15 protein-coding genes are annotated in these 22,779 nt (G+C 69.8%); 7 read left to right on the top strand and 8 right to left on the bottom strand.

Features of this window, described 5'->3' with window-relative positions:
* Positions 1 to 2,274, bottom strand: a complete 2,274-nt coding sequence (locus ABZ345_RS20355; RefSeq protein ID WP_359850676.1) for a M4 family metallopeptidase — start codon at positions 2,272 to 2,274, stop codon at positions 1 to 3.
* 278 nt (positions 2,275 to 2,552) lie between these two features.
* Here ABZ345_RS20355 and ABZ345_RS20350 point away from each other — a divergent pair, with 278 nt between their 5' ends.
* Entirely contained in the window at positions 2,553 to 3,170 is a 618-nt protein-coding gene (locus ABZ345_RS20350; protein ID WP_359850673.1) for an RraA family protein, read from the top strand.
* Here ABZ345_RS20350 and ABZ345_RS20345 read toward each other — a convergent pair.
* On the bottom strand, positions 3,167 to 4,045 hold the full coding sequence (locus ABZ345_RS20345; RefSeq protein ID WP_359850670.1) for a hypothetical protein: 879 nt from the start codon (positions 4,043 to 4,045) through the stop codon (positions 3,167 to 3,169). The two genes, ABZ345_RS20350 and ABZ345_RS20345, sit on opposite strands and share 4 nt — an antisense overlap.
* Before the next feature lie 332 nt (positions 4,046 to 4,377).
* On the opposite strand from ABZ345_RS20345, the gene ABZ345_RS20340 reads away from it, so the two are divergent.
* Positions 4,378 to 6,408 carry a discoidin domain-containing protein gene (locus ABZ345_RS20340; RefSeq protein ID WP_359850667.1) on the top strand — a complete coding sequence of 677 codons (2,031 nt, stop codon included), beginning with the start codon at positions 4,378 to 4,380 and terminating at the stop codon, positions 6,406 to 6,408.
* 5 nt (positions 6,409 to 6,413) lie between these two features.
* Here ABZ345_RS20340 and ABZ345_RS20335 read toward each other — a convergent pair whose 3' ends face one another.
* A complete protein-coding gene (locus ABZ345_RS20335; protein WP_359850664.1) occupies positions 6,414 to 9,491 on the bottom strand; it encodes a BTAD domain-containing putative transcriptional regulator in 3,078 nt (1,025 codons plus the stop codon).
* Positions 9,492 to 9,610: 119 nt separating this feature from the next.
* On the opposite strand from ABZ345_RS20335, the gene ABZ345_RS20330 reads away from it, so the two are divergent.
* The 3 genes from ABZ345_RS20330 (at position 9,611) to ABZ345_RS20320 (ending at position 15,723) form a co-directional block, all read left to right on the top strand.
* Entirely contained in the window at positions 9,611 to 11,359 is a 1,749-nt protein-coding gene (locus ABZ345_RS20330) for an AfsR/SARP family transcriptional regulator (RefSeq protein WP_359850661.1), read from the top strand.
* A gap of 23 nt (positions 11,360 to 11,382) precedes the next feature.
* Entirely contained in the window at positions 11,383 to 14,454 is a 3,072-nt protein-coding gene (locus tag ABZ345_RS20325) for a type 2 lanthipeptide synthetase LanM family protein (protein ID WP_359850658.1), read from the top strand.
* 264 nt (positions 14,455 to 14,718) lie between these two features.
* Positions 14,719 to 15,723 (top strand): MsnO8 family LLM class oxidoreductase, encoded by a 1,005-nt coding sequence (locus tag ABZ345_RS20320; protein WP_359850655.1) that lies wholly within the window; start codon positions 14,719 to 14,721, stop codon positions 15,721 to 15,723.
* On the opposite strand, the gene ABZ345_RS20315 is transcribed toward ABZ345_RS20320, so the two are convergent.
* The 3 genes from ABZ345_RS20315 to ABZ345_RS20305 form a co-directional block, all read right to left on the bottom strand.
* Entirely contained in the window at positions 15,699 to 17,867 is a 2,169-nt protein-coding gene (locus ABZ345_RS20315) for a peptidase domain-containing ABC transporter (protein ID WP_359850652.1), read from the bottom strand. The genes ABZ345_RS20320 and ABZ345_RS20315 overlap by 25 nt on opposite strands.
* Positions 17,864 to 18,250, bottom strand: coding sequence for a hypothetical protein (locus ABZ345_RS20310; RefSeq protein ID WP_359850649.1), 387 nt, complete (start codon positions 18,248 to 18,250; stop codon positions 17,864 to 17,866). Before ABZ345_RS20310 ends, ABZ345_RS20315 begins: the two co-directional genes overlap by 4 nt.
* 106 nt (positions 18,251 to 18,356) lie before the next feature.
* The gene (locus tag ABZ345_RS20305) at positions 18,357 to 18,581 is read right to left on the bottom strand and encodes a mersacidin/lichenicidin family type 2 lantibiotic (protein WP_359850646.1); all 225 of its coding nucleotides are present in this window, start codon (positions 18,579 to 18,581) and stop codon (positions 18,357 to 18,359) included.
* Positions 18,582 to 18,828: 247 nt separating this feature from the next.
* Here ABZ345_RS20305 and ABZ345_RS20300 point away from each other — a divergent pair, with 247 nt between their 5' ends.
* Positions 18,829 to 19,755: a PHB depolymerase family esterase gene (locus tag ABZ345_RS20300; protein ID WP_359850644.1), complete on the top strand. Its 927-nt coding sequence runs from the start codon at positions 18,829 to 18,831 to the stop codon at positions 19,753 to 19,755.
* Between the two features lie 46 nt (positions 19,756 to 19,801).
* Here the strand turns inward: ABZ345_RS20300 and ABZ345_RS20295 are convergent, their stop codons facing one another.
* Both ABZ345_RS20295 and ABZ345_RS20290 read right to left on the bottom strand, forming a co-directional pair.
* Positions 19,802 to 21,298, bottom strand: a complete 1,497-nt coding sequence (locus ABZ345_RS20295; RefSeq protein ID WP_359850641.1) for an alpha/beta hydrolase — start codon at positions 21,296 to 21,298, stop codon at positions 19,802 to 19,804.
* A 93-nt stretch (positions 21,299 to 21,391) separates the two neighbouring features.
* On the bottom strand, positions 21,392 to 21,526 hold the full coding sequence (locus ABZ345_RS20290) for a hypothetical protein (RefSeq protein WP_359850638.1): 135 nt from the start codon (positions 21,524 to 21,526) through the stop codon (positions 21,392 to 21,394).
* Positions 21,527 to 21,794: 268 nt separating this feature from the next.
* Here ABZ345_RS20290 and ABZ345_RS20285 point away from each other — a divergent pair, with 268 nt between their 5' ends.
* Positions 21,795 to 22,778: a ribose-phosphate diphosphokinase gene (locus ABZ345_RS20285; protein WP_359850635.1), complete on the top strand. Its 984-nt coding sequence runs from the start codon at positions 21,795 to 21,797 to the stop codon at positions 22,776 to 22,778.
* Position 22,779: the final 1 nt, after the last annotated feature.

Below are 22,779 nucleotides of genomic sequence, written 5' to 3'. Positions count from 1 at the left end.
TCAGCTCAGGGTGAGAGCCGTGTCGTCGATGACGAACGAGGTCTGCAGCGAGGCATCCTCGACGCCGTTGAACTTGAACGTCACGGTCTGACCCGCGAACGAGGACACGTCGAACGTCTTGAGCACGTAGCCGGAAGCGGCGTTCGTGTTCGAGAACGTGCCGAGCGTGGTGCTGCCGGCCGTGACCGTGAGCTTGTCGTAGACCGTGCTACCGGTCTCGGCCGTGTCGATGTGCAGGTAGAAGGCGAGCGATGCCTTGCAACCGGCGGGGATCGTCACCGACTGGGACAGCGAGTCGGTGTGCGACGAACCGTAGCCGTTCAGCCACGACGACCACGCACCGGTGCGGGCGGGCTCACCGTTCGAGCTGTGCTGGCCGATGACGCCGGAGGTGGCCGTCCACGAACCGGTACCGGACTCGAAGCCGGGGTTGACGAGCTTCTGGCCCGAGCAGTTGCCGCCGCCCGTGCCGACGGTCCAGCTGAACGACGCGGTGCCGCTCTTGTTCGCGCTGTCCGTCGCGGTCACCGTCACGTTCGACGTGGCCGCGGTGGTCGGCGTGCCGGAGATGGTGCCGTTGCTCGAGTTGATGGACAGACCGGCCGGGAGACCGGTGGCGGACCACGTGTACGGCGCGGTGCCGCCGCTGGCCGACAGCGGCAGGCTCACCGCGGTGCCGACGGTGCTGGACTGGTTGCCGGGGTTGCTGACGGTGACCGTGCCGGTCGCGCTGCACGTCGGGTCCGCGGACTGCGCGGGCACGCTGATCGCGTCCCAGGCCGCCTTGACGGTGTTGAACTCCGCGCAGCTACCGGGGTAGAGGTTCTTCGCGGCGGTCAGCGTCCACGTGCGGTACTTGAGGTACGAGCTGCCGGAGGTCTTGAGCAGCATGGCGTTGTAGAAGATCTTGATGGCCTTCTCGACGCCGAGGCCCGTGATCGAGGTGTTGTTGCACGTGGTGCTGGTCGGCTGGCCGTTGGTCGGGTTCGTGCCCTGCGAGAGCAGGTAGAACCAGTGGTTGCCGGGGCCGGCGGCCGCGTGGACCTCGGTGCTCGGGATCGAGCTGCTGTAGCAGTTCGCGTGGTTGAGGGCCGACGGGTTGTACATGTTGCGGATCGGCCCGCTGCCGACGAGGTTGATCGTCTCGCCGACGAGGAAGTCAGGCGTGTCGTAGGGAGACGGCTCGTTGGCGAACCACTCGGTGGTGGCGCCGAAGACGTCCGCGACGAACTCTTGCGTGCCCGAGCCGGAGATGCCGCCCGGCGTGTGGTCGTCGATGCCGTGGCCGAGCTCGTGCGCGACGACGTCGAGCGAGCCGATCCACTGCCCGGCGGTGTTCTTGCCGATCTGGACCTGGCTGCCGTCGTAGTAGGCGTTCTGGTCGTTCAGGCCGACGCGCATCGGCCAGCCGCCGCCGTTGCCGTCAAAACCGTTGCGGCCCAGCCACTGCGTGAGCATCTTCGATTCGGTCTGCGCCGCGAACAGCACGTCGACGCAACCGGTCTCGCGGTTGGTCGCGGTGCCGTTGCCCCACGTGTCGCTGGACTTGGTGAACGTCGTGTTGTTCGCCGCGTCCTGGCAGCTGACGTTGGTGAGGTTCGGGTCCTTCATGGAGTACGTCGACCCGGACTGCGTGGTGGCGAGGGGGACGGAGGGACCGCTCCACCCGCTGTTGCCGGTGCCGTGCAGGACATGTTCCTGCGTGTGCAGCACCTTGCCGGTGGCGGCGTCCACGACCACGTCGAGCTTGCTCGGGCCCTCGGAGTCCCGGCCGACGACCGAGACCTTCCAAGCGAGCTTCGGCGCGTTGTCGAGTGCGTAGACGACCTGTTCCGCCGCGCCCGTGCTGTCCACAGTGGACAGGGCGGTCTTGGCGGTGGCCTCGGCCTGAGCCTTGGTCACGGACGGGGTCGTGTTGGCGAGGTCGATCGTCGAGCTCTGACCGACCGACGTCTGCAGGACCTGGCCGGTCGCGTTGGTGACGACGACGAAGTCACCGCCCACGACTTGCATTCCCTTGTACGTCCGCTCGTACGGGACGTACTTGAGGCCGTTCGTCGACGAGATGACGTTGTGGCGGACGAACGAGTCGTTCGAGCTCACGTGCAGCTGAGCCGGCCGGCTGTCGACGAGGCTCGCGGCCGCGTCCACCGCCATCGCCTCGGCGGTCTGGCTCGGTGGCCCGGCGACGGCGGTCTGCGCGCCGGTCTGGGTGAGAACGGCTGCGACCAGTGATCCTGCCGCGGCCAGCACGAATGTGCGTCTGGCTTGCATTTTTCTCCTCGTTGCAGGGCGAACCGTCCGGCTCTCGGTTGCAGGGGGAGCCGGGCGTTCGTCGAGGTGAATGTGTGGTGACGGAGCAGGGAAAGGATCGGTTGCGCAGCGACCGTTAACAAGTACTAACTTATTCACACCAAATATTCGTGCGCGTTTGTAGGACTTGCTGCCGCGCATTCCCTTGTCGGCGTTGATGTGCCTTTTGCCCGGATGGCGGGCCGCGCGCCGCGGCCTGGTCTGGTAGTCGTGGAGGGGGCCGCGCCGGAAGGAACACGATGAACGAGTTCGAGAACATCTCCCCGACCACCCTCGCCGACGTCCTGGGCCGTGAGCGCGTGATGGACGTGGGCATCCGTCCGCTGTGGACGTCGATGCCGAGGATCGCGGGCCCGGCGTTCACGGTGCGGTGCCCGCCGGGGGACAACCTGATGCTGCACGCGGCGATCTACCGCGCCGAGCCGGGCTCGGTGATCGTGGTGCAGTCGGGCGACCTCGACTACGCCCTGGCCGATGGCAACGTGTGCGCCGTCGCCCACCGCCGCGGTGTTGCCGCGTTCGTGCTCGACGGCGTGATCCGCGACGTGGCCGAGGCGAGGGAGCTGGGCTTCCCGGTGTTCGCCAGGGGAGTCATCCCCATCCCCGGCACGAAGAAAGCCGCGCTGCCGCTCAACGAGCCGATCACGTGCGGCGGCGTGCGGGTGGAGGCGGGCGACGTCGTGGTGGCGGACGAGGAGGGCATCGTCGTGGTGTCAGGGAATCGGCGTGAGCAGGTGCTCCGCGACGCTCAGGCGAAGCAGGCCGGGGAAGCCGGGCAGTCGCTCGACGACTGGGAGGCGGAGCATCGCGCCCGTGTCGCCAAAGCGCTGCGGGACAACGGTTTCACTGAGAGCTAGGACTGGCGTTTGCGCAGGATCTCCCGCAGCGCCTCCGAGATGTCGCGCCCGTCACCTGGGTCGAGTGCGGCGTAGATCAGTGCCTCGACGGACGCCACGAACAGGTCGCGGTTGTCGGTCGTGTTGTCGCCGGTGGCCGCGATGTGCTGCGCGAAGCCGGCGGTCTGCGCGGAGACCATCATGCTGAGCGTCGCCGGCGTGACACCGGGCCGGAACCGCACCCCGAGCATCCTCAGGCCCTGCTCGTACACCGGAGCCCATCGCGTGGAATACGCGTCGAGCATCTCGCGATAGGCGGTCGTGGCGACGGCCTGCCACTTGGTGTCGATGGTCAGGGAGAGCTGGAACAACCAGTACCTGGCCAGTCGGATGCGCATCCGCAGGTCGTGCGTGGCGATTTTCTCGATGAGCTCGGTGAGCTCGAGCTCGCCTTCACGCACCTTGGGCAGTTCGGCGAGTGCGCGGCGTGGTCCGTAGTCGAGAAACAGGCCCCAGCGCGGTGCCGTGCACGTGTACTTGATCAGGCACATGAAGAAGTTCGACATGCCGCCGTTGCCCGGCCACCGGTCGCGGAAGGCTCCTTCGCCGACGTGCACGGCGTTCGGCAGTTCGGTGGCGACCTGGGCGGCCCTGCGCACGACGATCTCCCTGGTCAGGCGAGCGCCTACCAGCTCGTCGCGGCTGCGCGGGCTGCGGCCGGACAGCTGGTCTCCGATCTCCCGGAGGCCGCCTTCGAGGAACACCATCGTCGTGATGTAGGCGGACCGCCGCGGATTGTGCGGATCGGCGAGGCTGGATCGGGAAATGTAGTCGCGGAACAGCTCCGGCCAGTTGACTTCGTCGTTGAAGTGCACGCCACCCCCTGTGGAGATCACTTCATTTCAGCACAGGGGCTGGAGGGGAACAACGTCCTGAACAGGAGGATGACGGACGGACCTTCGGGCGCCATCGTCGAATCACGGGGAATCGGCCGAAAGGAAAGTCCGATGCAGATCGTGGTGGAGACGTCGTTGTTGTCCGCTCGTGCGATCGAAGTGCTGCTGGTGCTCGTGACGGCGATCGTGTGCGGATGGCGCCAGGGCAAGCCTCCGAACGGCTGATGTGAGCGAGGACAAGATCAAGATAAGGTCGTCAAGTTTTCAACAACGTGCGGAAGTCGCTGTCATCGCGCGCGCACCTGGTGCTGCCACAGTGGAAATGGACTGCAGTGAACCGAAGAACACTGGCAAGACCCGTGTACCTGGCGCTGGTCGTTGCCGCGGTCGTGACCCGTGCCGCTGGGCAGGAGCCCGGCGAGGACGGGGCGCACGACCACCATCAGCACCTGGAAATCGCTGCCGCCGCAATGGTTCCCGCGGCCACTGAGCTGCCGCGCGACGGCTGGGTGGCCACGGCCAGCAGTGAGGAGACCGGCGTGGACGTGGCCGCGCGGGTGCTGGACGGTGATCGAGCGACGATCTGGCACAGCCGGTGGAGGACGGCGTCGTCGTTGCCGCAGTGGCTCACGATCGACATGCGGTCGGCGCAACGGGTGTCAGGACTCGTCTACACACCGAGATCGGGCCAGAAGAACGGGAGGATCGGCCGCTACGAGATCCACCTGAGCCAGGACGGGACCACGTGGGGCGGCCCGGTCACGACGGGCACGATGGCCGACGACGAAGCCGTCAAGACGATCGGTTTCGCGGTCAGCAGCGCGCGGTACGTGCGGCTGACCGCGTTGTCCGAGGCCGGTGAGCGCGGGCCGTGGGCGAGCGCGGCGGAGATCGGTCTGCTGGGCGATCCCGGACAGCCGCCGCCGGCGCAGGGCGATCCGAGCGTCGTGGGAGCGTGGGGACCGACGGTGGGATTCCCCATCGTGCCGGCCGCGTCCGCGGTGCTGCCGGGCAACAAGCTGCTCACGTGGTCGGCCTACGCGGCCGACAACTTCGGCGGTGCCAACGGATACACCCAGACCGCGATCATGGACCTCACCACCGGACGGGTCAGCACGCGCAAGGTCGACAACACCGGGCACGACATGTTCTGTCCCGGCACGTCGATGCTCGCCGACGGCCGCATCCTGGTCACCGGTGGCAGCAACGCCACGAAGGCCAGCATCTACGACCCGCGGACCGACGCGTGGTCCAGCGCGGCGGACATGACCGTCGGGCGCGGATACCAAGGCCAGACCACCCTGTCCACCGGTGAGGTGTTCACGGTCGGTGGTTCCTGGTCCGGTGGACGCAAGGGCAAGGCCGGCGAGCTCTACTCACCGAAGACGAACCAGTGGAGATCGCTGCCGAACGTGCCGGCGGCACCGTTCCTGACCGCGGACCCGGCGGGGGTTTACCGCGCCGACAACCACGCCTGGCTCTTCGCGGCCGGCGGCGGAAGGGTCTTCCACGCGGGGCCGAGCGCGAAGATGCACTGGATCGACACCGCGGGCCAGGGGAAGGTCACCGACGCGGGCACCCGTGGCGACAGCCAGGACGCGATGAACGGCAACGCGGTCATGTACGACATCGGCAAGATCCTCACCGTGGGCGGGGCACCTGCCTACGAGAAGGCCGATGCCACGAAGGCCGCGTACACAGTGGACATCACGGGACGCACGCCGGCGGTGCGCAGGACGGCTGACATGGCGGCGGCGCGGGCGTACCTGAACAGCGTCGTGCTGCCGGACGGCACCGTGGTGGTGATCGGCGGGCAGAGCTACCCGGTTCCCTTCTCCGACCAGACGTCCGTGCTGCAACCGGAACTGTGGAATCCCGCGACCGGCCGGTTCACCAAGCTCGCCGCGATGGCGACCCCGCGCAACTACCACAGCGTGGCCAACCTGCTGCCCGACGGAACCGTGTTCTCCGGCGGCGGCGGACTCTGCGGCAAGTGCGCGACCAACCACCCGGACGGGCAGATCCTCGTGCCGCCCTACCTGCTCAACCCGGACGGCTCCCGCAAGGCACGCCCCGCCATCACCTCCGCGCCGGCCACCGCGACCACCGGGTCGGCGATCACGATCGGCACCGACCGCGCGGTCAAGGCGTTCTCGCTGGTGCGCACGAGTGCGGTGACCCACTCGGTGGACAACGATCAGCGACGCGTGCCGCTGTCGTCGACGGCGATCTCGCCGACGTCGCACCGGGTAGTGGTCCCATCCGACCTGGGGATCGCGCCGCCGGGGAACTACCTGCTGTTCGCCCTCGACAACGCGGGGACGCCCAGCGTGGCGGCGCAGATCAGGATCATCGCGGGCTGATCGGCTCAGGTCGCCACGGTGAGTTCGGCGAGCCGGGCGCGGAGTTGTTTCCCTTCCGGCACACCGATTTCGTCGTAGAGGGCGGCTGCCTCCTGCCACGACGCGGCGGCCGCGGCCAGGTCGCCGGTGCCGCGACGCACGTGTCCGATGCCTTCGAGTGCGCGAGCCCGGCCGTGGCAGTCGCCGATCGCGGTGGTCAGGGCCAAGGCCGCGTCGTGGTGGTGCGTGGCCTGGTCGAACCGGTGCATGGCCAGGGCGGCGGCCGCGATGCCGTTGAGCGCCTGGCCTTCCTGGAAGCGTTCGCCGAGCTTCTGGTTCATGCTCAGGGCTCGGCGGAACGTGCGCAGGGCTTGTGCGGGCTGGTTCATCCGCAGCAGGAGCTCGCCCTGGAAGCCGAGCACCGCGGCCTGGCTGGCGAGGTCGCCGGACGCGCTGTGCACGGCCAGGGCGCGTTCTGCGTGGCGCTGGGCGACCCAGTGGTTGCCCAGGCGGGTGTGCAGGAGGGCGAGGTTGCCGGACAGGAAGCCCTCGCCTTGGTGGTCGCCCAGTTCGCGGCACATTCTGGCGGCGTGCCAGAGGGATTCGGCGGAGTCCTTGTAGCGGCCGAGGTGGACGTAGGCGAGGCCCAGGTTGCAGTGTTCGGTGGCTTGCAACATGCGGTCGCCGAGCAGCACGGCCAGTGCGAGGGCGCGCTGGTGGCAGTCGACGGTCTCGCGGAAACGGCTGAGTCTGAAGTGGACGAACGCCAGGTTGAGCAGCACCAGCAGTTCGCCGGCCTGGTCGCCCTGGTCGCGGGCGATGCGCAGGGACCGCTGGTAGTGCTCGCCGGCCTCGCGGTGCCTGCCCAGCCTGTTGTACACCCCGGCGAGGTTGCTGGTGGTGCGTACTTCGCCGATGCGGTCGCCGATCTGCCTGCGGATGGCCAGTGCCGCTTCGAGGTGCTCGATCGCCTCGGCGTAGCGGCCGAGATGCATGGACACGCCGCCGAGGTTGTTCAGCGCGGCTCCGATCCGGGCGGGGTCGTCCAGACGGCGGGCGGCCTGCAGCGCGTGCCGGTAGACCGTGACGGCCTCGGTCAGGTGGTGGCCGTTGTCCAGGTAGGGCCGAAGTGCTTGGGAGAGTTCGCAGGCGTGGGCGTGGTGGCCTTGCGCGGCACAGTGGGCGGTGACGGCCACCAGGTTCGCTCGCTCGGCGTTGAGCCAGCGGGCGGCGTGGACGGAGTCGTGCAGCGGTGGGGTGGTGATCGCGGCGGACGGGGTGAGACCGCGTCCTAGCGGCAGTGTGGACTCCGCGAGAGTTGTCGCGTGCACGTAGTAGTCGAACAGTCCGGTCAGGGCGGATTCGGTGTCGGTGCACGCCAGCCGCCTGCCGTAGGCGCGGAGCAGGTCGTGGATGTGGAACCGGCCCGCGCCGTCGCGTTGCACCAGGTGGGCGCGGCAGAGCTGGCCGATGAGCCGTCCGGCCTCGTCGGGCGTGGTGCCGAGGAGTGCGGCGGCCGCGTAGTCGTCGAAGTCGGGTCCCGGATGCCGGGTGAGGAGCTCGAAAGCCCGTGCCGCCAACGGTGGCAGCGCTTGGTGGGACCAGTCGAAGACCGCGGTGACGGCGGTGCGCGGGTCGCCGCCCGCGTCCAGCTCGTCCAGGCCGCGTTGACGGTCGGCCAGCGCGAGCGCGAGGTCGGCGAGAGTGGTGTCGGACTGCGCGGCCAGTTCGGCGACGATGCGCAGTGCCAACGGCAGTCCGGCGCACCGTTGCGCGAGCTCGTCGATGCCTTCGCGGTGACCGATCAACCTGCCCAGCAACGCCCGTGCCTCGTGCGGTGGCATCGGGTCCAGCCGCACGCGGTGGGCGCCGTCGCGGACCACCAGACCCGCCAGGTCGTCGCGACTGGTGACGATCACGAGACAGCCCGCGGTGCCGGGCAGCAACGGGCGCACCTGATCGGCGGCGCGAGCGTTGTCCAGCACGATCAGCATGCGCCGGTCCGCGATCGCCGTGCGGTAGCGGCCGGACAGTTCGGCGGTGTCGAGGCCGAGGTCGCGTTCGCCCAGGACGCGCAGGAAACCCGCCAGGACCTGTTCCGGTGGCACGGGCGGTTCCGGGCCGTAGCCGCGCAGGTCGACGTAGAGGCAGCCGTCGGGGAACCGGCCGCGGGCGCCGTGTGCCCAGTGGACCGCGAGCGAGGTCTTGCCCACGGCGGCAGTTCCGACGATGGCCGCAACGGCCGCGGTCGTCGCCAGGTGATCCACTGTGCGCAGCTGGTCGTGCCTGCCGATGAACGGGTCGGTGTCCGGCGGCAGCTGCCACGGCACATGCCTGGTTTTCGTTGCTGGCGCGGACAACCCGGGGTCGTCGCGCAGGATTCGCTGGTGCAGCAGCCTGATCTCGGGGCTCGGGTCGGCGCCGAGCTCCGTGTCGAGCACCTGGCGCAACCGGTCGTAGGCTTGCATCGCCTCGCCCTGACGCCCGCCGCGGTACAGGGCGAGCATCAGCTGGCCCCACAACCGTTCCCGCAGCTCGTACTGGCCGGTGAGCTCGCGCAGCTCGGCGGCGATCCCCGCGTGCCGGCCGAGCTCGAGCCGGGCCTGGACGCAGTCCTCGATGACGTCGACCCGGCGGTCCTCCAGCATGCGGATCGTCGGCTGGACGGCGTCCGGCACCGGCGTTCCGTCCAGCACCGGACCACGCCACAGGCCGGTCGCCCTGGTCAGCAGTTCGGCCGCCTGTTCGTGGTCGCCGCGAGTGAGGCAGTCGCGGCCTTTCTGGGCCAGCGCGGTGAAGGCGAGGACGTCGAGGTCGTCCGGCCCGGCGGTGAGGAGGTAGCCGCCGTTGACCGTGTCGATGCGCGGCACGCCGTTCGCCGACCTGAGCAGCCGGCGCAAGTCGCTGACGTACGAGCGGAGGTTGACCGGCGCGGACGGGGGCGGGCAGCCGCCCCACAGGCCGTCGACGATCCGGTCGGCGGGCACGAAGGTGTTGGCGTGCAAGGCGAGCATGCCGAGCAGTACCCTGGCCATCCGTCGCGTGGGCAGCGCGGAACCGTGGTCGGCCAGGATCTCGACCGGTCCGAGGATGCGTAGCCTCACCGGCCAGAGCCTACGGATGCGAACGACACTCGTACGCACCCAATCGGAGTGAAGTATTTGAGACGTACATCGGGATGTGTACGTCGGCGTGTACGCGGACGGCCGATCGTCCGTGGCTCATGAGGTTCGGGATTCTTGGTCCGCTGGAAGTGTGGGACGGCGACGAGCCGCTCGTGATCGGGGGTCCTCAGCAACGGCATCTGCTCGCGGTGCTGGTGCTCAACGCCAACCAGGTGGTCTCGGCGGAGCGGCTGATCGAGCACCTGTGGGGGAGCAGGGCCCCCGCGTCGGCCCGGCAGCTGCTGAAGGGGTGCGTGCTGGGGCTGCGCCGGGCGTTGCGGGTCGGCCGGGCCGAGCGCCTGCTGACCCGTCCGCCCGGCTACCTGCTGGAGGTGCGGCGCGGTGAGTGCGACCTGGACCTGGCGGAGGACCTGGCCGCGGCAGCGCATCAGGGCGGAGCAGGGGAGCAGAAGGCGGCGCTGTTGAGGGAAGCGCTTTCCTTCTGGCGTGGTCCCGTGCTCGACGGTCTCGACGCGGAGGTGTGCCGGACCGAGGCCGAACGGCTGGGGGAGCGGCGGCTCGCGTTGCTCGAGGAGCGGATCGAGGTCGAGCTGCGGCTGGGCCGGTGCCGGGTCCTCGTCGCTGAACTGCAGATGTTGGTGCGGGAGCACCCGTTGCGGGAACGGTTGTGGGCGCAGCTCATGCTCGCGCTGTACGGGGCGGACCGGCAGGCGGACGCGCTGACGGCGTACCAGCGGATCCGGCAGTCGCTGGTCGAGCAGCTCGGCGTCGAACCGGGTGCGGTGCTGCGGCGGGCGCACCGGGTGGTGCTGACGGGCTCGTCCGCGGAGTCCGTCGGGGTGCGAAGACGTGTTCCCGCGCAGCTGCCGGCCGACGTGCCCGGCTTCGTGGGCAGAGCCGAGGAGCTGGCCTCGCTCGACCGCCTGGCCGGGCGGGTGCTGATCTCCGGGACGGCAGGGGTGGGCAAGTCGGCGTTGGCCGTGCGGTGGGCTCATCGCGTTCGCGACCGTTTTCCGGACGGGCAGCTCTATCTCGACCTGCGCGGACATTCCGCCGCCGAACCGCTTGCGGCCGCGGCCGCGCTGGTGGGTCTGCTCACCTCGCTGGGATTGGCCGCCGACGAGCTTCCCGGTGACGAGGCGGGGCTTGCGGCGTGCTGGCGGACCGAGGTGGCCGGGCGGCGTTTGTTGCTGGTGCTCGACGACGCGCGTTCGGCCGAGCAGGTGCGCCCGTTGCTGCCCGGCACGACGTCCTGCCTGACCGTGGTGACCAGCAGGGACACCCTGGCCGGACTGGTGGTGCTGGACGGGGCGCACCGGCTCGATCTCGGCCGGTTGTCCGGCGTCGAGGCGCTCCGGTTGTTGCAGAACCTGATCGGTGCGGAGGTGGCTGCCGAGCATTTGGCGGCGGCAGCGCTCGTCGACCAGTGCGCGCGGCTTCCGCTGGCGTTGCGGATCGTCGCCGAGCTGGCGGCCACCCGCGCTCTGCCCGATCTCGTGGGAGATCTCCGTGATCCGGGTGATCGGCTCGACCTGCTCGAGGCCGGTGACGACGAGCGCGCTTCGGTGCGGGAGGCGTTGTTCCGTTCGTACCAGCGCCTTCCGGCCACGACCGCGCACATGTTCCTGTGCCTCGGGCGCCACGACGTGGTGGACGTCGGCGCGGCCGCGGCGCTGGCGGGAACGAGCCTGCGGGAGGCGCGCCGTGATCTGGGACGGCTCGTGCGGGCGAACCTGATCTTCGTGACACCGGACGGCTATGCCATGCACGGCCTGCTGCGCGACTACGCCACTCACCGCGCTCCCACCGTTGGCACACCGAACGCCCACCCACTCGCCGCACGCTGACGCGGGAGAACGGAGACGGACCAGTGCGACTTGACGATTCCTCGTGGTACCGGGGGCTCACGCTCGCCGAACGGCTGCCTGTCGTTCGCGCTGAGGGGGCCTGCGCGGAACGAGCGGCACGGCGGTTCTCGCGGTGGCGCACGCAGCCGCCGTTCGACCAGGACGAGTGGTTCTCCCGGCGGCTCGCGGCCGACGGGATCACCGAAGGCTCGCTGCAGGCGCTGCTCGGCGAGGACGACGCTGCTTTGGGCGACAGGGTCGAGGCGCCCGCGTGGCTGGACGGTCTGGCGGCGTTCGGCGAGTCCGAGGGAGAACCGGAGTTCGCCGGCTTCAGCGTGGTCGCCGAACCGTTGTTGCGTCGTGCTCGCTCGACGGTGGCCGGCGTGATGGCGGAGGTCGCCGGTCCGCTGGACCCGGCTCTGGCGCCTGAGCTGGTCCGGGTGTGCGTCGAGGCCGGGATCGGTCCACTCGTCGAACGCACGCTCGCGCTGGAGCTCAACGTGGCCCGGTTGCGCGGTGAGCTGTCCGGTGACAGCCCCGCGGACCGCTATCGCGACTTCGTGCGCGGGCTGCGCGACCCGGCGGCGTTGTTCGCCGAGTACCCGGTGCTCGGCCGGCTGCTCGCCGGGCACGTCTCGAGCGGGGTCGCGGCGCTCGTCGAGTTCCTGCGCAGGCTGGGGGCCGACTGGGCCGAGATCTGCGCGCGCTTCCCCGGCGACCACGGTGTTCTGTCCACAGTGGAATCCGATCTGGGCGATCGGCACCGCGGTGGCCGGACGGTCATGCTGGCGACGTTCAGCGGCGGCCTGCGCCTGGTCTACAAGCCGCGGTCGCTCGCGGCCGACCGGCACTTCCAGACGTTCCTGGTGTGGGTGAACGACCGCGTGCGGGATCTGGGGCTGCGCACGTTCGGCGTGCTGGACCGCGGCGACCACGGCTGGACCGAGTTCGTCGGGTGGCGGTCGTGCGAGGACGAGACGCAGGTGAGCCGCTTCTACCGGCGGCTCGGCGCGCAGCTCGCGATCATGCACGCGCTGGGCGGCACGGACCTGCACTACGAGAACGTCATCGCGGCCGGCGAGCACCCGGTCGTGGTGGACCTGGAGTCGTTGTTCCAGCCCGAGGTGCACGCCCCGACCGGCACGGACTTCGCCACGCGGGCCGTGGTCGACTCCGTGCTGCGGGTGGGTCTGCTGCCGAAACGGGCCTGGGGTCACGACGGCGCGCCGGGGATCGACGTGTCCGGCCTCGGCACTCACGAGGACCAGCTGTCGCCTCGCGCGGCGCAGTACTGGACCGCGGTGAACACCGACGAGATGCGCATCGAACGCAAGCGGCTGCCGATCAGCGGCGGCCAGAACAGGCCTTCGTTGCGCGGCGCCGACGTCAACGCCGCCGACTTCGCCGACGACCTGCTGTCCGGGTTCCAGGACACTTATCGCGCGTTGCGGACACATCGCGACGAGTTGCTGGCGGTGGACGGCCCGCTGTCGTGGTTCACCGCCGACGAGATCCGCGTGATCGTGCGGCCGACGCACGTCTACAGCCTGATGCTGCGCGAGAGCGTCCACCCCGACCTGCTGCGCGACGGCCTCGACCGCGAGCGGTTCTTCGACAAGCTCTGGGTGTCGGTCAGCGAGTTCCCGTTGCTGGAACGGGTGATCGCCGCGGAACGGGCCGACCTGTGGCGCGGCGACGTCCCGATGTTCGTCACCCGGCCCAGCTCGCGCGACGTGTGGACCAGCTCCGGCTCGCGCGTCGCGGACTTCCTCGGCCGGTCCGGCTTCGAGCTGGTGCGCGAGCGGATCGCGGCACTGTCCGATGTGGACCTGGAGTGGCAGGGCTGGATCGTCCGCGGCTCGCTCACCGCGCTGTCGTTGAGCGACGGCACCGACGTGCCGCGAGATCGGATCCCGCGGATGCGCAGGCCCGTGTCCGACTTCCTTTCGGCCGCTCAAGCCGTCGGCGACCGGCTCGACCAGCTCGCGATCCGCCAGGACGGCGCCGTGTCGTGGCTCGGGCTCACCGCGTTCCAGGAGCGGTACTGGAACCTGTCCACGCTGGGCGCCGACCTCTACAGCGGCCTGTCGGGCATCGCGCTCTTCCTGGCCCGGCTAGGTGCCGCGGCTCGCGACGCCCGCTACACCGCGCTGGCGGAAGGCGCGCTGACGATGGTGCGGCGACACGTCGACCAGAGCGGCGGCCACGGCAAGATCGGCGCGTACTCGGGCAGGGGAAGCGCGGTCTACCTCTACACGCACCTCGGCGTGCTGTGGCGCCGCCCGGACCTGCTGGACGAGGCGTCGTCGCTGGCGGTCTCGCTCGGTGGCCTGATCGACTCCGACGACCAGTTCGACGTGCTCGGCGGGTGCGCGGGCGCCATCGGGGTGCTCGCCGGACTGCAGCGCCAGCGGCCGGACCCCGCGCTGGTCTACCTGATGCTCCGCTGCGGCGAACGTCTGCTGGACGCGGCCCGGCCCACCGGACCCGACTCCTGCGGCTGGGTGACACCGCTGGCGGACCGCCCGCTGACCGGCCTGGGCCACGGCGCCGCGGGCATCGGCTCGGCGCTGGCGGTGCTCGCCGAGGTGACCGGGCAGCGCCGGTTCGCGGAGACGGCGTCCGCGGCACTCGCGTACGAACGGGCGATGTACCTGCCGGAACAGGGCAACTGGCCGGACCTGCGCGACGACCCGCCGACGTGCATGACGGCGTGGTGCCACGGGGCGGTCGGGGTCGGGCTGGCCCGGCTGGCGTTGCCGTCGGCGTGGCGCGGGGCGCGGGAAGCTGCGGAGATCGCGCAGGCGGTGGAAACCACGCTGGCGCACGGGTTCGGTGCGAACCATTCGTTGTGTCACGGCGATCTCGGCAGCCTGGATCTGCTGCTCGCCGCCGGTCGTCCTGAAGCGGGCGAACGTGGCCGGGCGGTGCTGGAAAGCATTGGGGCGCAGGGGTGGTTGTGCGGCACGCCCCGGCACGCGGAGACGCCTGGGTTGCTCAACGGGCTCGCCGGCATCGGGTACGGCCTGCTGCGGGCGGCGGATCCGGCGGGGGTGCCCTCGGTGCTGATGCTCGAACCGCCGGCCGGTGATTGAGGGTGGCCCGGTTCCGGTGTTGGTGCCCGGTGGCGGAGCCCGGTGGCGGAGCCCGGTGGCCGGGCTTGCTTCCGGTGCCGAAGCCGGTGGCTCAGCCCGGTAACCCGACCGACCGTCGTTGCTCGATCTGGTTGTGCTCACCGCGGTCTTCGATCCGATTTCGCCGCTGACCCCACCACCGCCCGCGACCTGGCTGCTGATCCCACCCTCCGCCCGCGACCTCGCTGCTGACCCCACCACCGCCCGCGATCCAAGGGGGAAACCATGACCACCCCGCTCTCCGTGCTCGACCTGTCCGTGCTCACCACCGACTCCACGACGGCTGACGCGCTCGCCGAGACCACCGCGCTCGCCCGCGCCGCCGACCAGTTGGGGTATCGGCGGTTCTGGGTGGCCGAGCACCACAACATGCGCAGCGTCGCGAGCACCTCGCCCGCCGTGCTGATCGCGCACCTCGCCGCCGCCACCCGGACTATCCGGATCGGTTCGGGTGGCGTGATGCTGCCCAACCACTCGCCGCTCGTCGTCGCCGAGCAGTTCGCGATGCTGGAGGCGTTGCACCCCGGCCGGATCGACCTCGGCATCGGACGTTCGGCCGGCACCGACCCGGAGACCGCCGACGTGCTGCGGCGTGCGGGCGACGCCGAGTTCACGCCGGCGTTGCTCGACGTCCTGGGGCTGCTCGGTGATCCGCGCGTGGCGGAAGGGCTGTGGGAACGCTTCCGCGCCACCCCGCTGGCGGCCGGCACACCCGATGTCATGCTGCTCGGGGCGGGGGAGAGCAGCGCCCTGCTCGCGGCCGAGCTCGGGCTGCCGTTCGTGTACGGGCTCCACCTGAAGGCCGCGGGCAGCTCGCTCGACCCGATCCGCGTCTACCGGGACTCGTTCATCCCCTCGCTGAGCCTGAAGAAGCCGTACGTGATCGTGTCGGTGAGCGCGGTCGTGGCCGGCACGGACGAGGAAGCGGTGCGGCTCGCCAACCCGCACCGGCTCCGGATGCTCGAGATGGTGGCGGGGATGCGCACGTTGCTGCTGCAGTCACCGGAGGCCGCGGCCGCGCATCCGCACCTGGACAAGGCGATGCGGCTTCCGCTCAGCCTCATCACCGGGGCTCCGCGCACGGTGGCCACAGCGCTCGACGACCTCGTCACCGCGACCAACGCCGACGAGCTGATGGTCGTGACGGTGACGCACGGGCGGGAAGAGAAGATCCGCGGCCTCACGCTGCTTGCCGCCGTGTGGGCTCACGCGGTCGAGGCGGCCCACTGAGTGCGCACGAGGTCCGCGTAGATTCCGCCGCGTTCCAGCAGTTCCGCGTGCGTGCCGCGGTCGACGATCCGGCCGGCGTCGAGCACGAGGATCAGGTCGGCGTTCTGGACCGTGCTCAACCGGTGGGCGATCACGATGCGGGTGCACGCCAGCGCGCTCAGGCCGGCGTCCACCCGCGCCTCGGTCGCGGCGTCGAGGTGGCTGGTCGCCTCGTCGAGCAACAGCAAACGTGGGTTGTGGGCCAGCGCTCGGGCGATGGCGAGGCGTTGCCGCTGGCCGCCGGACAGGCCGTGGCCGCCTTCGCCCAGCACCGTGTCGTAGCGCATCGGCATGCGGCTGATGTCCTCGTCGATCTCGGCGAGCCTGGCGGCCCTGACCACGTGGTCCAGGTCCATCGACGGGTCGTTGAGCGAGATGTTCGCGCGGATGGATCCGTTGAACAGCAACGGTTCCTGCAGCACGACGCCGAACTGTCGACGCACGTCGCGCAACGACAGCGAGGACAGAGGCGTTCCGTCGTAACGAATGGTTCCCGCGGTGGGCTGGTAGAGCCCGAGCATGAGCAACGCCAGGGTGCTCTTGGACGCCCCGGTGCGGCCGACCAGAGCGACCTTCTGGCCCGCCTGGACGGTGAACGAGACGTCGTCGAGCACGCGCGGGCCGTTGGCGTCGTAGGAGTAGGAGACGCCGGAGAACTCCAGCCTGCCGGTGAGGTGCGGTGTCACGGCGCCGGAGGTGCGTTCGGGCGCGGCTTCGATCACGTCGACGATCCGGTGGAAGTGGACGCCGGCCAGCTGCAGCTGCTGGCAGGCGGTCACCAGCGAGGTCAGCGGGCCCAGCACCGAAATCGCAATGGCATTGAGCGCCAGCATGCTGCCCAGCTGCATCGAGCCGTTGAGAACGCCCGCCGTGCCGATGCCGAGCAGCACCAGCGGTGCGAACGTGCGGAGTCCACTCAGGACGGTGCTCACGCCCGCGCTCAGCCTGTTGCGCCGCACCGACGCCGCCAGCTCGCGCAGGAAGAGCGAGGACCAGAAGTCGAGCACGTCGTCCTCGGAGCCGGACGCCTTGAGCGTGCCGATGCCCCTGATCACCTGCACGCCGAAGCTCTGGGACTCCGACTGCGCCACCAGATATCGCTGGGTGAGGTCGCGCAACGGCCGGGCGGTCAGGAGCAGCACGAGCACCTGTGCGGCACCGATGGTGAGCGTCACCAGGGCGAACATCGGGCTCTGCGTGAACAACACGACCAGCAGGACGAGGACGAAACCGCCGTCGAGCGCCACCGACAACGTCTGGTTGGTGAGGACCTCGCGGATCAGGCCGGAGCTGCTCAGACGCAACAGGAGATCGCCGCTCGTGCGCTGGGCGAAGAACGCGTACGGCAGGCTCAGCAGGTGGCTGAACAGGCCGGTCATGATCCGGGCGTCGAACCGGCTCTGCAGGCGGATCAGCAGCATCGCGCGCAGGTAGCCCGCGACCAGGTCGGTGGCCACGACGACCACGACGCCGGCCACGACGACCAGCACGACGTCCGTGACGTGCAGCGGCACCACGTAGTCGACCAGCACCTTGGTGAAGGCCGGAATCGCGAGCGCCACGACCTGCAGCACCAGGGACGCGCCGAGCACCTGGGCGAGCAGGCCGCGCCACCCCGGCACGCGCAGGACCTGGCGCAGGTAGGCGGTGACGGGCGAGCGGCCCAGCCCGCGCCGGGTGAAACCGGGGCCGGGCGCCATGGTCAGCGCGACGCCGGTGAACTCGCGAGCGAACTCCTCCGCGTCGACGAACCGCCGGCCGGTAGCCGGGTCGACGATCTGGTAACCGCCACGCCGCTTCTTCTCCACGACCACGAAGTGGTTGAACGACCAGTGCGCGATCAACGGCAACGGCAACTGCGCGAACTGCGGCAGGTCGACCGAGAAGGCCTTGACCCGCAGGCCGAACTCCCGTGCCGCCCGCACGAGCGCCAGCGCGGTGATGCCGTCACGCGCGATGCCGAACCGCGAACGGCACTCGGAGATCTGCGTGCTGCGACCGTGAAAACCGAGGATCATGGCCAGGCACGCCGCGCCGCACTCGGTCGCGGTCAGCTGCAGGACCACCGGCATCCCGCGTCGCAGCCACCGCAGGAATCCCCTCACAGCGCCTCCAGGATCGAGCGGAAACCGACGCGAACCCAGACCTGGTAACGGCTTCCCGGCTCGACGGTTCCGACGTCCAGCCGCACAACGACTTTCCCGTCGGTCTGTCCGGCAACCGTGCCGCGCGCCGTTCCCTGTTGCAGCACCGCCGGCGCTCCAGAAACCGCGGAAACCTCGACCACGATCTCCCGATCCGTTGTCGCCACACCGCTTCCCCGCGCGTACCGAGGCACGGAAACCACGGCCGCACCGACCAGTCCGAGCACGACCAGACCGCACAGCACGCCCCAGGTCCGCCCCATCGAGCCTGGTTCCGCCGTCTCGGCGACCCCGCGACCGGACCGGTGGTGCTCGACCGCCTGCTGCCGGAAGATCTCCGCCACCACACCCTCCCCGAAGCCGAAGCCGAAGCCGAAGCCGAAGCCGAAGCCGAAGCCGAAGCCGGACGACCCCGGGACCGCGAAGGCCCCGAGGTCGGCGCGCGGAAACTCAGCTCTCGACCGGGTCCGCCGGCGGCTTCGGCTTGTTGTTGCAGCTCAGGAAGCCGCACGAGTCCAGCAGCTCCAGCCCGGCGCCCGCGACGAGGCTCTCGAGCGCCTCGTCGGTGAGCTCGAGCATGCCGGCCGGGTTCGCGGGCAGCAGGCTGCCCGCGGCACCGAGGCCGAGCCGGTACTCCTCGTCCTTCCAGTACCGCACGATGTCGTCACCCGACATGGCGTACCTCCTTCAGGTCTGGCCGGGGCACCAGCGGCGTCCGGTCCGGGTGCCACGCTGCCGGGACGCGGTGGGCAACCGGTGGGCATGCGGTGTGATCGCGGTCGCCGTCGTCGAACAATCGAATTCCGTGAACAGCAGGTTCGATTGTTCGAACGCGCACTTCTTGCTGCGCAAAGAAAAACGAGTAACGTCGGATTTCTCCGCCCGCCGTCCGTGAACGCGCTCAGGGATTGAGGGAGACATCGTGGTTCGAGAGTTGCTGAGGCGTGCCCTGCGCGGGTTGGCCGCCGCACCGCTGGTCGCCGCACTGTTGATCACCGGAGCCCCGTCCGCGTCGGCGGCGTCGCTGACCCAGGTGACGAACTTCGGGCCGAACCCGTCGAATCTCCAGATGTACCTGTACGTGCCGAACACGGTGAAACCCAGGCCCGCGGTTCTCGTCGCGGCGCACTACTGCACGGGTTCCGGACCGGTCTTCTACAGCAACACCGAGTACGCCAGGCTGGCCGACCGCTACGGGTTCGTCGTCATCTACCCGTCGGTGACCCGCGCCAGCAAGTGCTTCGACGTGTCCTCCCCGCAGGCGCTGCGCCACGACGGCGACAGCGACCCCACCGGAATCGTGTCGATGGTGCGCTATGTCCTGCAGCGCAACAACGCCGACCCGAACCGCGTATACGCGACGGGCGTCTCGTCAGGCGCGATGATGACCAACGTCCTGCTCGGCGCCTACCCCGACGTGTTCAAGGCCGGCGCGGCGTTCGCGGGCGTCCCGTTCGCCTGCTTCGCCACGACCAACGGCTCGGAGTGGAACTCCCAGTGCGCCAACGGTCAGCTCATCAAGACCCCGCAGCAGTGGGGCGACCTCGTGCGCCGCGCCTACCCCGGCTACACGGGCCCGAAGCCGCGCATGCAGCTGTGGCACGGCACCAACGACGACACCTTGCGCTACCCGAACTTCGGCGAGGCGATCAAGCAGTGGACGAACGTCGCCGGCATCAGCCAGAACCCGTCCACGACCGACCGCCCGATGCCCAACTGGGTCCGCACGCGTTACAACCTCGGCGGCACCGTCCAGGTCGAAGGCATCAGCATCACGAACGGAACGCACAACATCATGGTCGCCGGCATGGCCCAGTACGCCGTCGACTTCCTCGGACTGTCGCGCTAGACCGAGTGGCTGTAGGGCGTGCACACGCCCTACAGCCACTCCGTCGTCAGCGCCGGGTGGGCTGGAAGAGCGGCTCCGAAAGGACCGCGGCCGGCAGGAACGGGTTGGGGTTCGCCGCGCACACGGTTCCGACCGGCGGCAACGTGCCGTTGAGCAGGTACGCGTTGGTGTGGTCGGACGCGCACTTGTTCAGCCCGTAAGCCGTGTGGCCCCAACCCGCGTAGGTGAGCAGGCGGCTGCCCGCGATCAGGCGGTTGGCCGCCTGGGCGCCGCGGTAGTCCGTCACGCCGTCGAAGTAGTTGCCCACCACCAGAACCGGCGCGTTGGTCCTGGTCCGCCACGGTCCGGTGAAGCGGTCGTGGTTGACGGGCCAGTTCGCGCAGGCCGCATTGCCCCACCACCACGCCGGGCCGAACTCCGAACCCGCTGCGGCGTAACGAGCAGTCGAGCGGTAGGCCTCGAACGTGCGCGGGAACTCGGTGTCCGCGCACACGTTGCCGTTGTAGGCGTCGAAGCCGTTGTCGTAGTCCGGTTCCGCCGCGACGGAAACAGCGGCCGACGCGGCCGAGGTGGACGCGTCGGACAGCTGGTCGAACAGGGTGGCCGCGCCAGGCCAGTCACGCGGGTTGTACATCGCGCCGATCGCCGCGTTGATCACCGCGTCGTAGGTGTACAGCTGGTCGCCGAGCTGGATCGGCTTGGCGCGCACCGAGGCCAGCAACGCGTTCCAGCGCTTCTCCGACTGAGGACCGAACACGCACTTGGCCTCGTCGCAGTTGCGGAGGAACTCGCGGAACTCCTCCTTCGTCGCGATCCGGTCGGACTCGACCTGCCGCCCGCTCGACCACAGCTCGGGGTTCAGCACGCCGTCGATCACCAGCGCGCGGATGTTGTTCGGGAACAGGTTCGCGTACGTGGCACCGAGGAACGAGCCGTACGAGAAGCCGAGGTACGAGATCTTGCGGTCACCCACCGCGCGCCGCAGCAGGTCCATGTCCCGCGCCACGTCGGCGGTGCTCATGTGCCCGGCGATGGCCTGGTCGTCCCGGCACTCCGGGCCGAGCGTCCGGTACCGGTCGAAGAACGGCCGTTCCTGCGAGGCCTGGTACGGGAAGCCCGGCACGCCCTCGAAGAACTTGTCGAGATCGGCCTCGCTGGCGAAGCAGTGCAACGGGTCCGACCGGCCGATGCCGCGCGGGTCGAAGCCCACGATGTCGAACCGGCCCTGCAGGCTGGCGGACAGCCTCTCGCCGGCCCCCAGCGCGAAGTCCACGCCGGAGCCACCCGGTCCGCCGGGATTCAGGAACAGCGACCCGATCCGGTGCGCCTTGTCGGTCGCGGGCTTGCGCGCCAGCGCGAGGGACGTGGTCGCGCCGCGCGGGGTGCCGTAGTCCAGCGGCACCTTGACCGAGGCGCACTCGAAACCGGGGTGTTCCGGTCCGCACGCCTCCCAGTTGATCCGCGGGACGCCGGAATCCGCCAGCGCGACGGGCGCACCGGTGATCATGAGCGCGGCCGCCGCGGCGAGCACGGTGATACGCATCGACAAGCTCCCCTCTTGTCCGAAGAGGGGCCATTCCTACCCGCTCGCCGCGCGGCCCGTCGACCGCCGAAAGTCGCGACCTCCCGAGCGGGTTCAGTCCGGGCGTCGGTGCTTCTGGCGAACTCCCAGCCGGTCGGCGATCTGGTCGTGGATGGGCGTGCTCATCACGACCGGGTTCGGTGCTGAAGCCGACTGTGTCGGTCCGGGAGCGTCCTGGTCTGCAGGCATGCCAGGAGCGTAGGCATCGTCCTTGACCCATCAAGCACGCTGATCAAGAAATCACACTCGACGTACCCCATGAGGTGAATTCGAGTCAGCCGATTTATACCGAGTGTGGGGCTCGGAGCCCGCTGGACGACTACGTGTGGGTGTGCCCGATAGGGGTACTGCGCATTTCTCGGCAACGTGGAATCTCGCCGGCCGGACTCCGCGTTTGCGTGATCTCGCCGTGATGCTGAACCATCGGGTTCACCGACGGGCGAACGTGGAGCGTGACGTGGTCAGTGGCAAGCCGGGCATCGCGAAACGGCAGCTCATCCTGCTCAGCGGGAGGGCCCACCCCGAGCTCGCGCAGGCCGTGGCCAAGCACCTCGGCGCCCCGATCACCCCGCAGGCCGCCTACGACTTCGCGAACGGCGAGATCTTCGTCAGGTTCGAGGAGTCGGTGCGCGGCGCCGACGCGTTCGTCCTGCAGAGCCACAGCGCGCCCATCAACGACTGGCTGATGGAACAGCTGCTCATGGTCGACGCCCTCAAACGCGCCTCGGCCAAGCGGATCACGGCGGTCGTGCCGTCGTTCCCCTACGCGCGTCAGGACCGCAAGTACGCCGGACGTGAACCGATTTCGGCCCGGCTCGTCGCGAACATGTTCAAAACGGCCGGCGCGGACCGGATCGTCACGGTCGACCTGCACACCGCGCAGGCCCAGGGCTTCTTCGACGGCCCGGTCGACCACCTGCACGCGATGTGGCTGCTCACCGACCACGTCCGGTCGCGCTACGACAGCGAGGACCTCACGATCGTCTCGCCGGACGCCGGACGGACCAGGCTCGCCGAGAAGTGGGCGGACCTGCTCGGCGGGTGCCCGATCGCGTTCATCCACAAGACCCGCGATCCGTCGCGCCCGAACGAGGTCCTGGCCAACCGCGTGGTCGGTGACGTCGAGGGCCGCACGTGCGTCGTGGTCGACGACATGATCGACACGGCGTTGACGAGCACCGGCGCGGCCCGGCAGCTGCTGGAGCAGGGCGCGAAGGACGTCGTGCTCGTGGCCACGCACGGTGTGCTGTCCGGCGAGGCGTACGACCGGCTCATCGCGAGCAAGTCCCGCGAGGTGGTCCTCACCGACACCCTGCCGATCCCGCACGAGAAGCGGTTCCAGGGCATGACGGTCCTCAGCATCGCCCCGCTGCTCGCGCGGGCGATCCAGGAGGTCTTCGAGGACGGCTCGGTGACCAGCCTGTTCGACGGGAATGCCTGAC

The sequence above is a fragment of the Lentzea sp. NPDC005914 genome (assembly GCF_040629405.1).
Taxonomy (GTDB): Bacteria; Actinomycetota; Actinomycetes; order Mycobacteriales; family Pseudonocardiaceae; genus Lentzea.
This window is presented reverse-complemented; position numbering and strand designations above follow the sequence as displayed.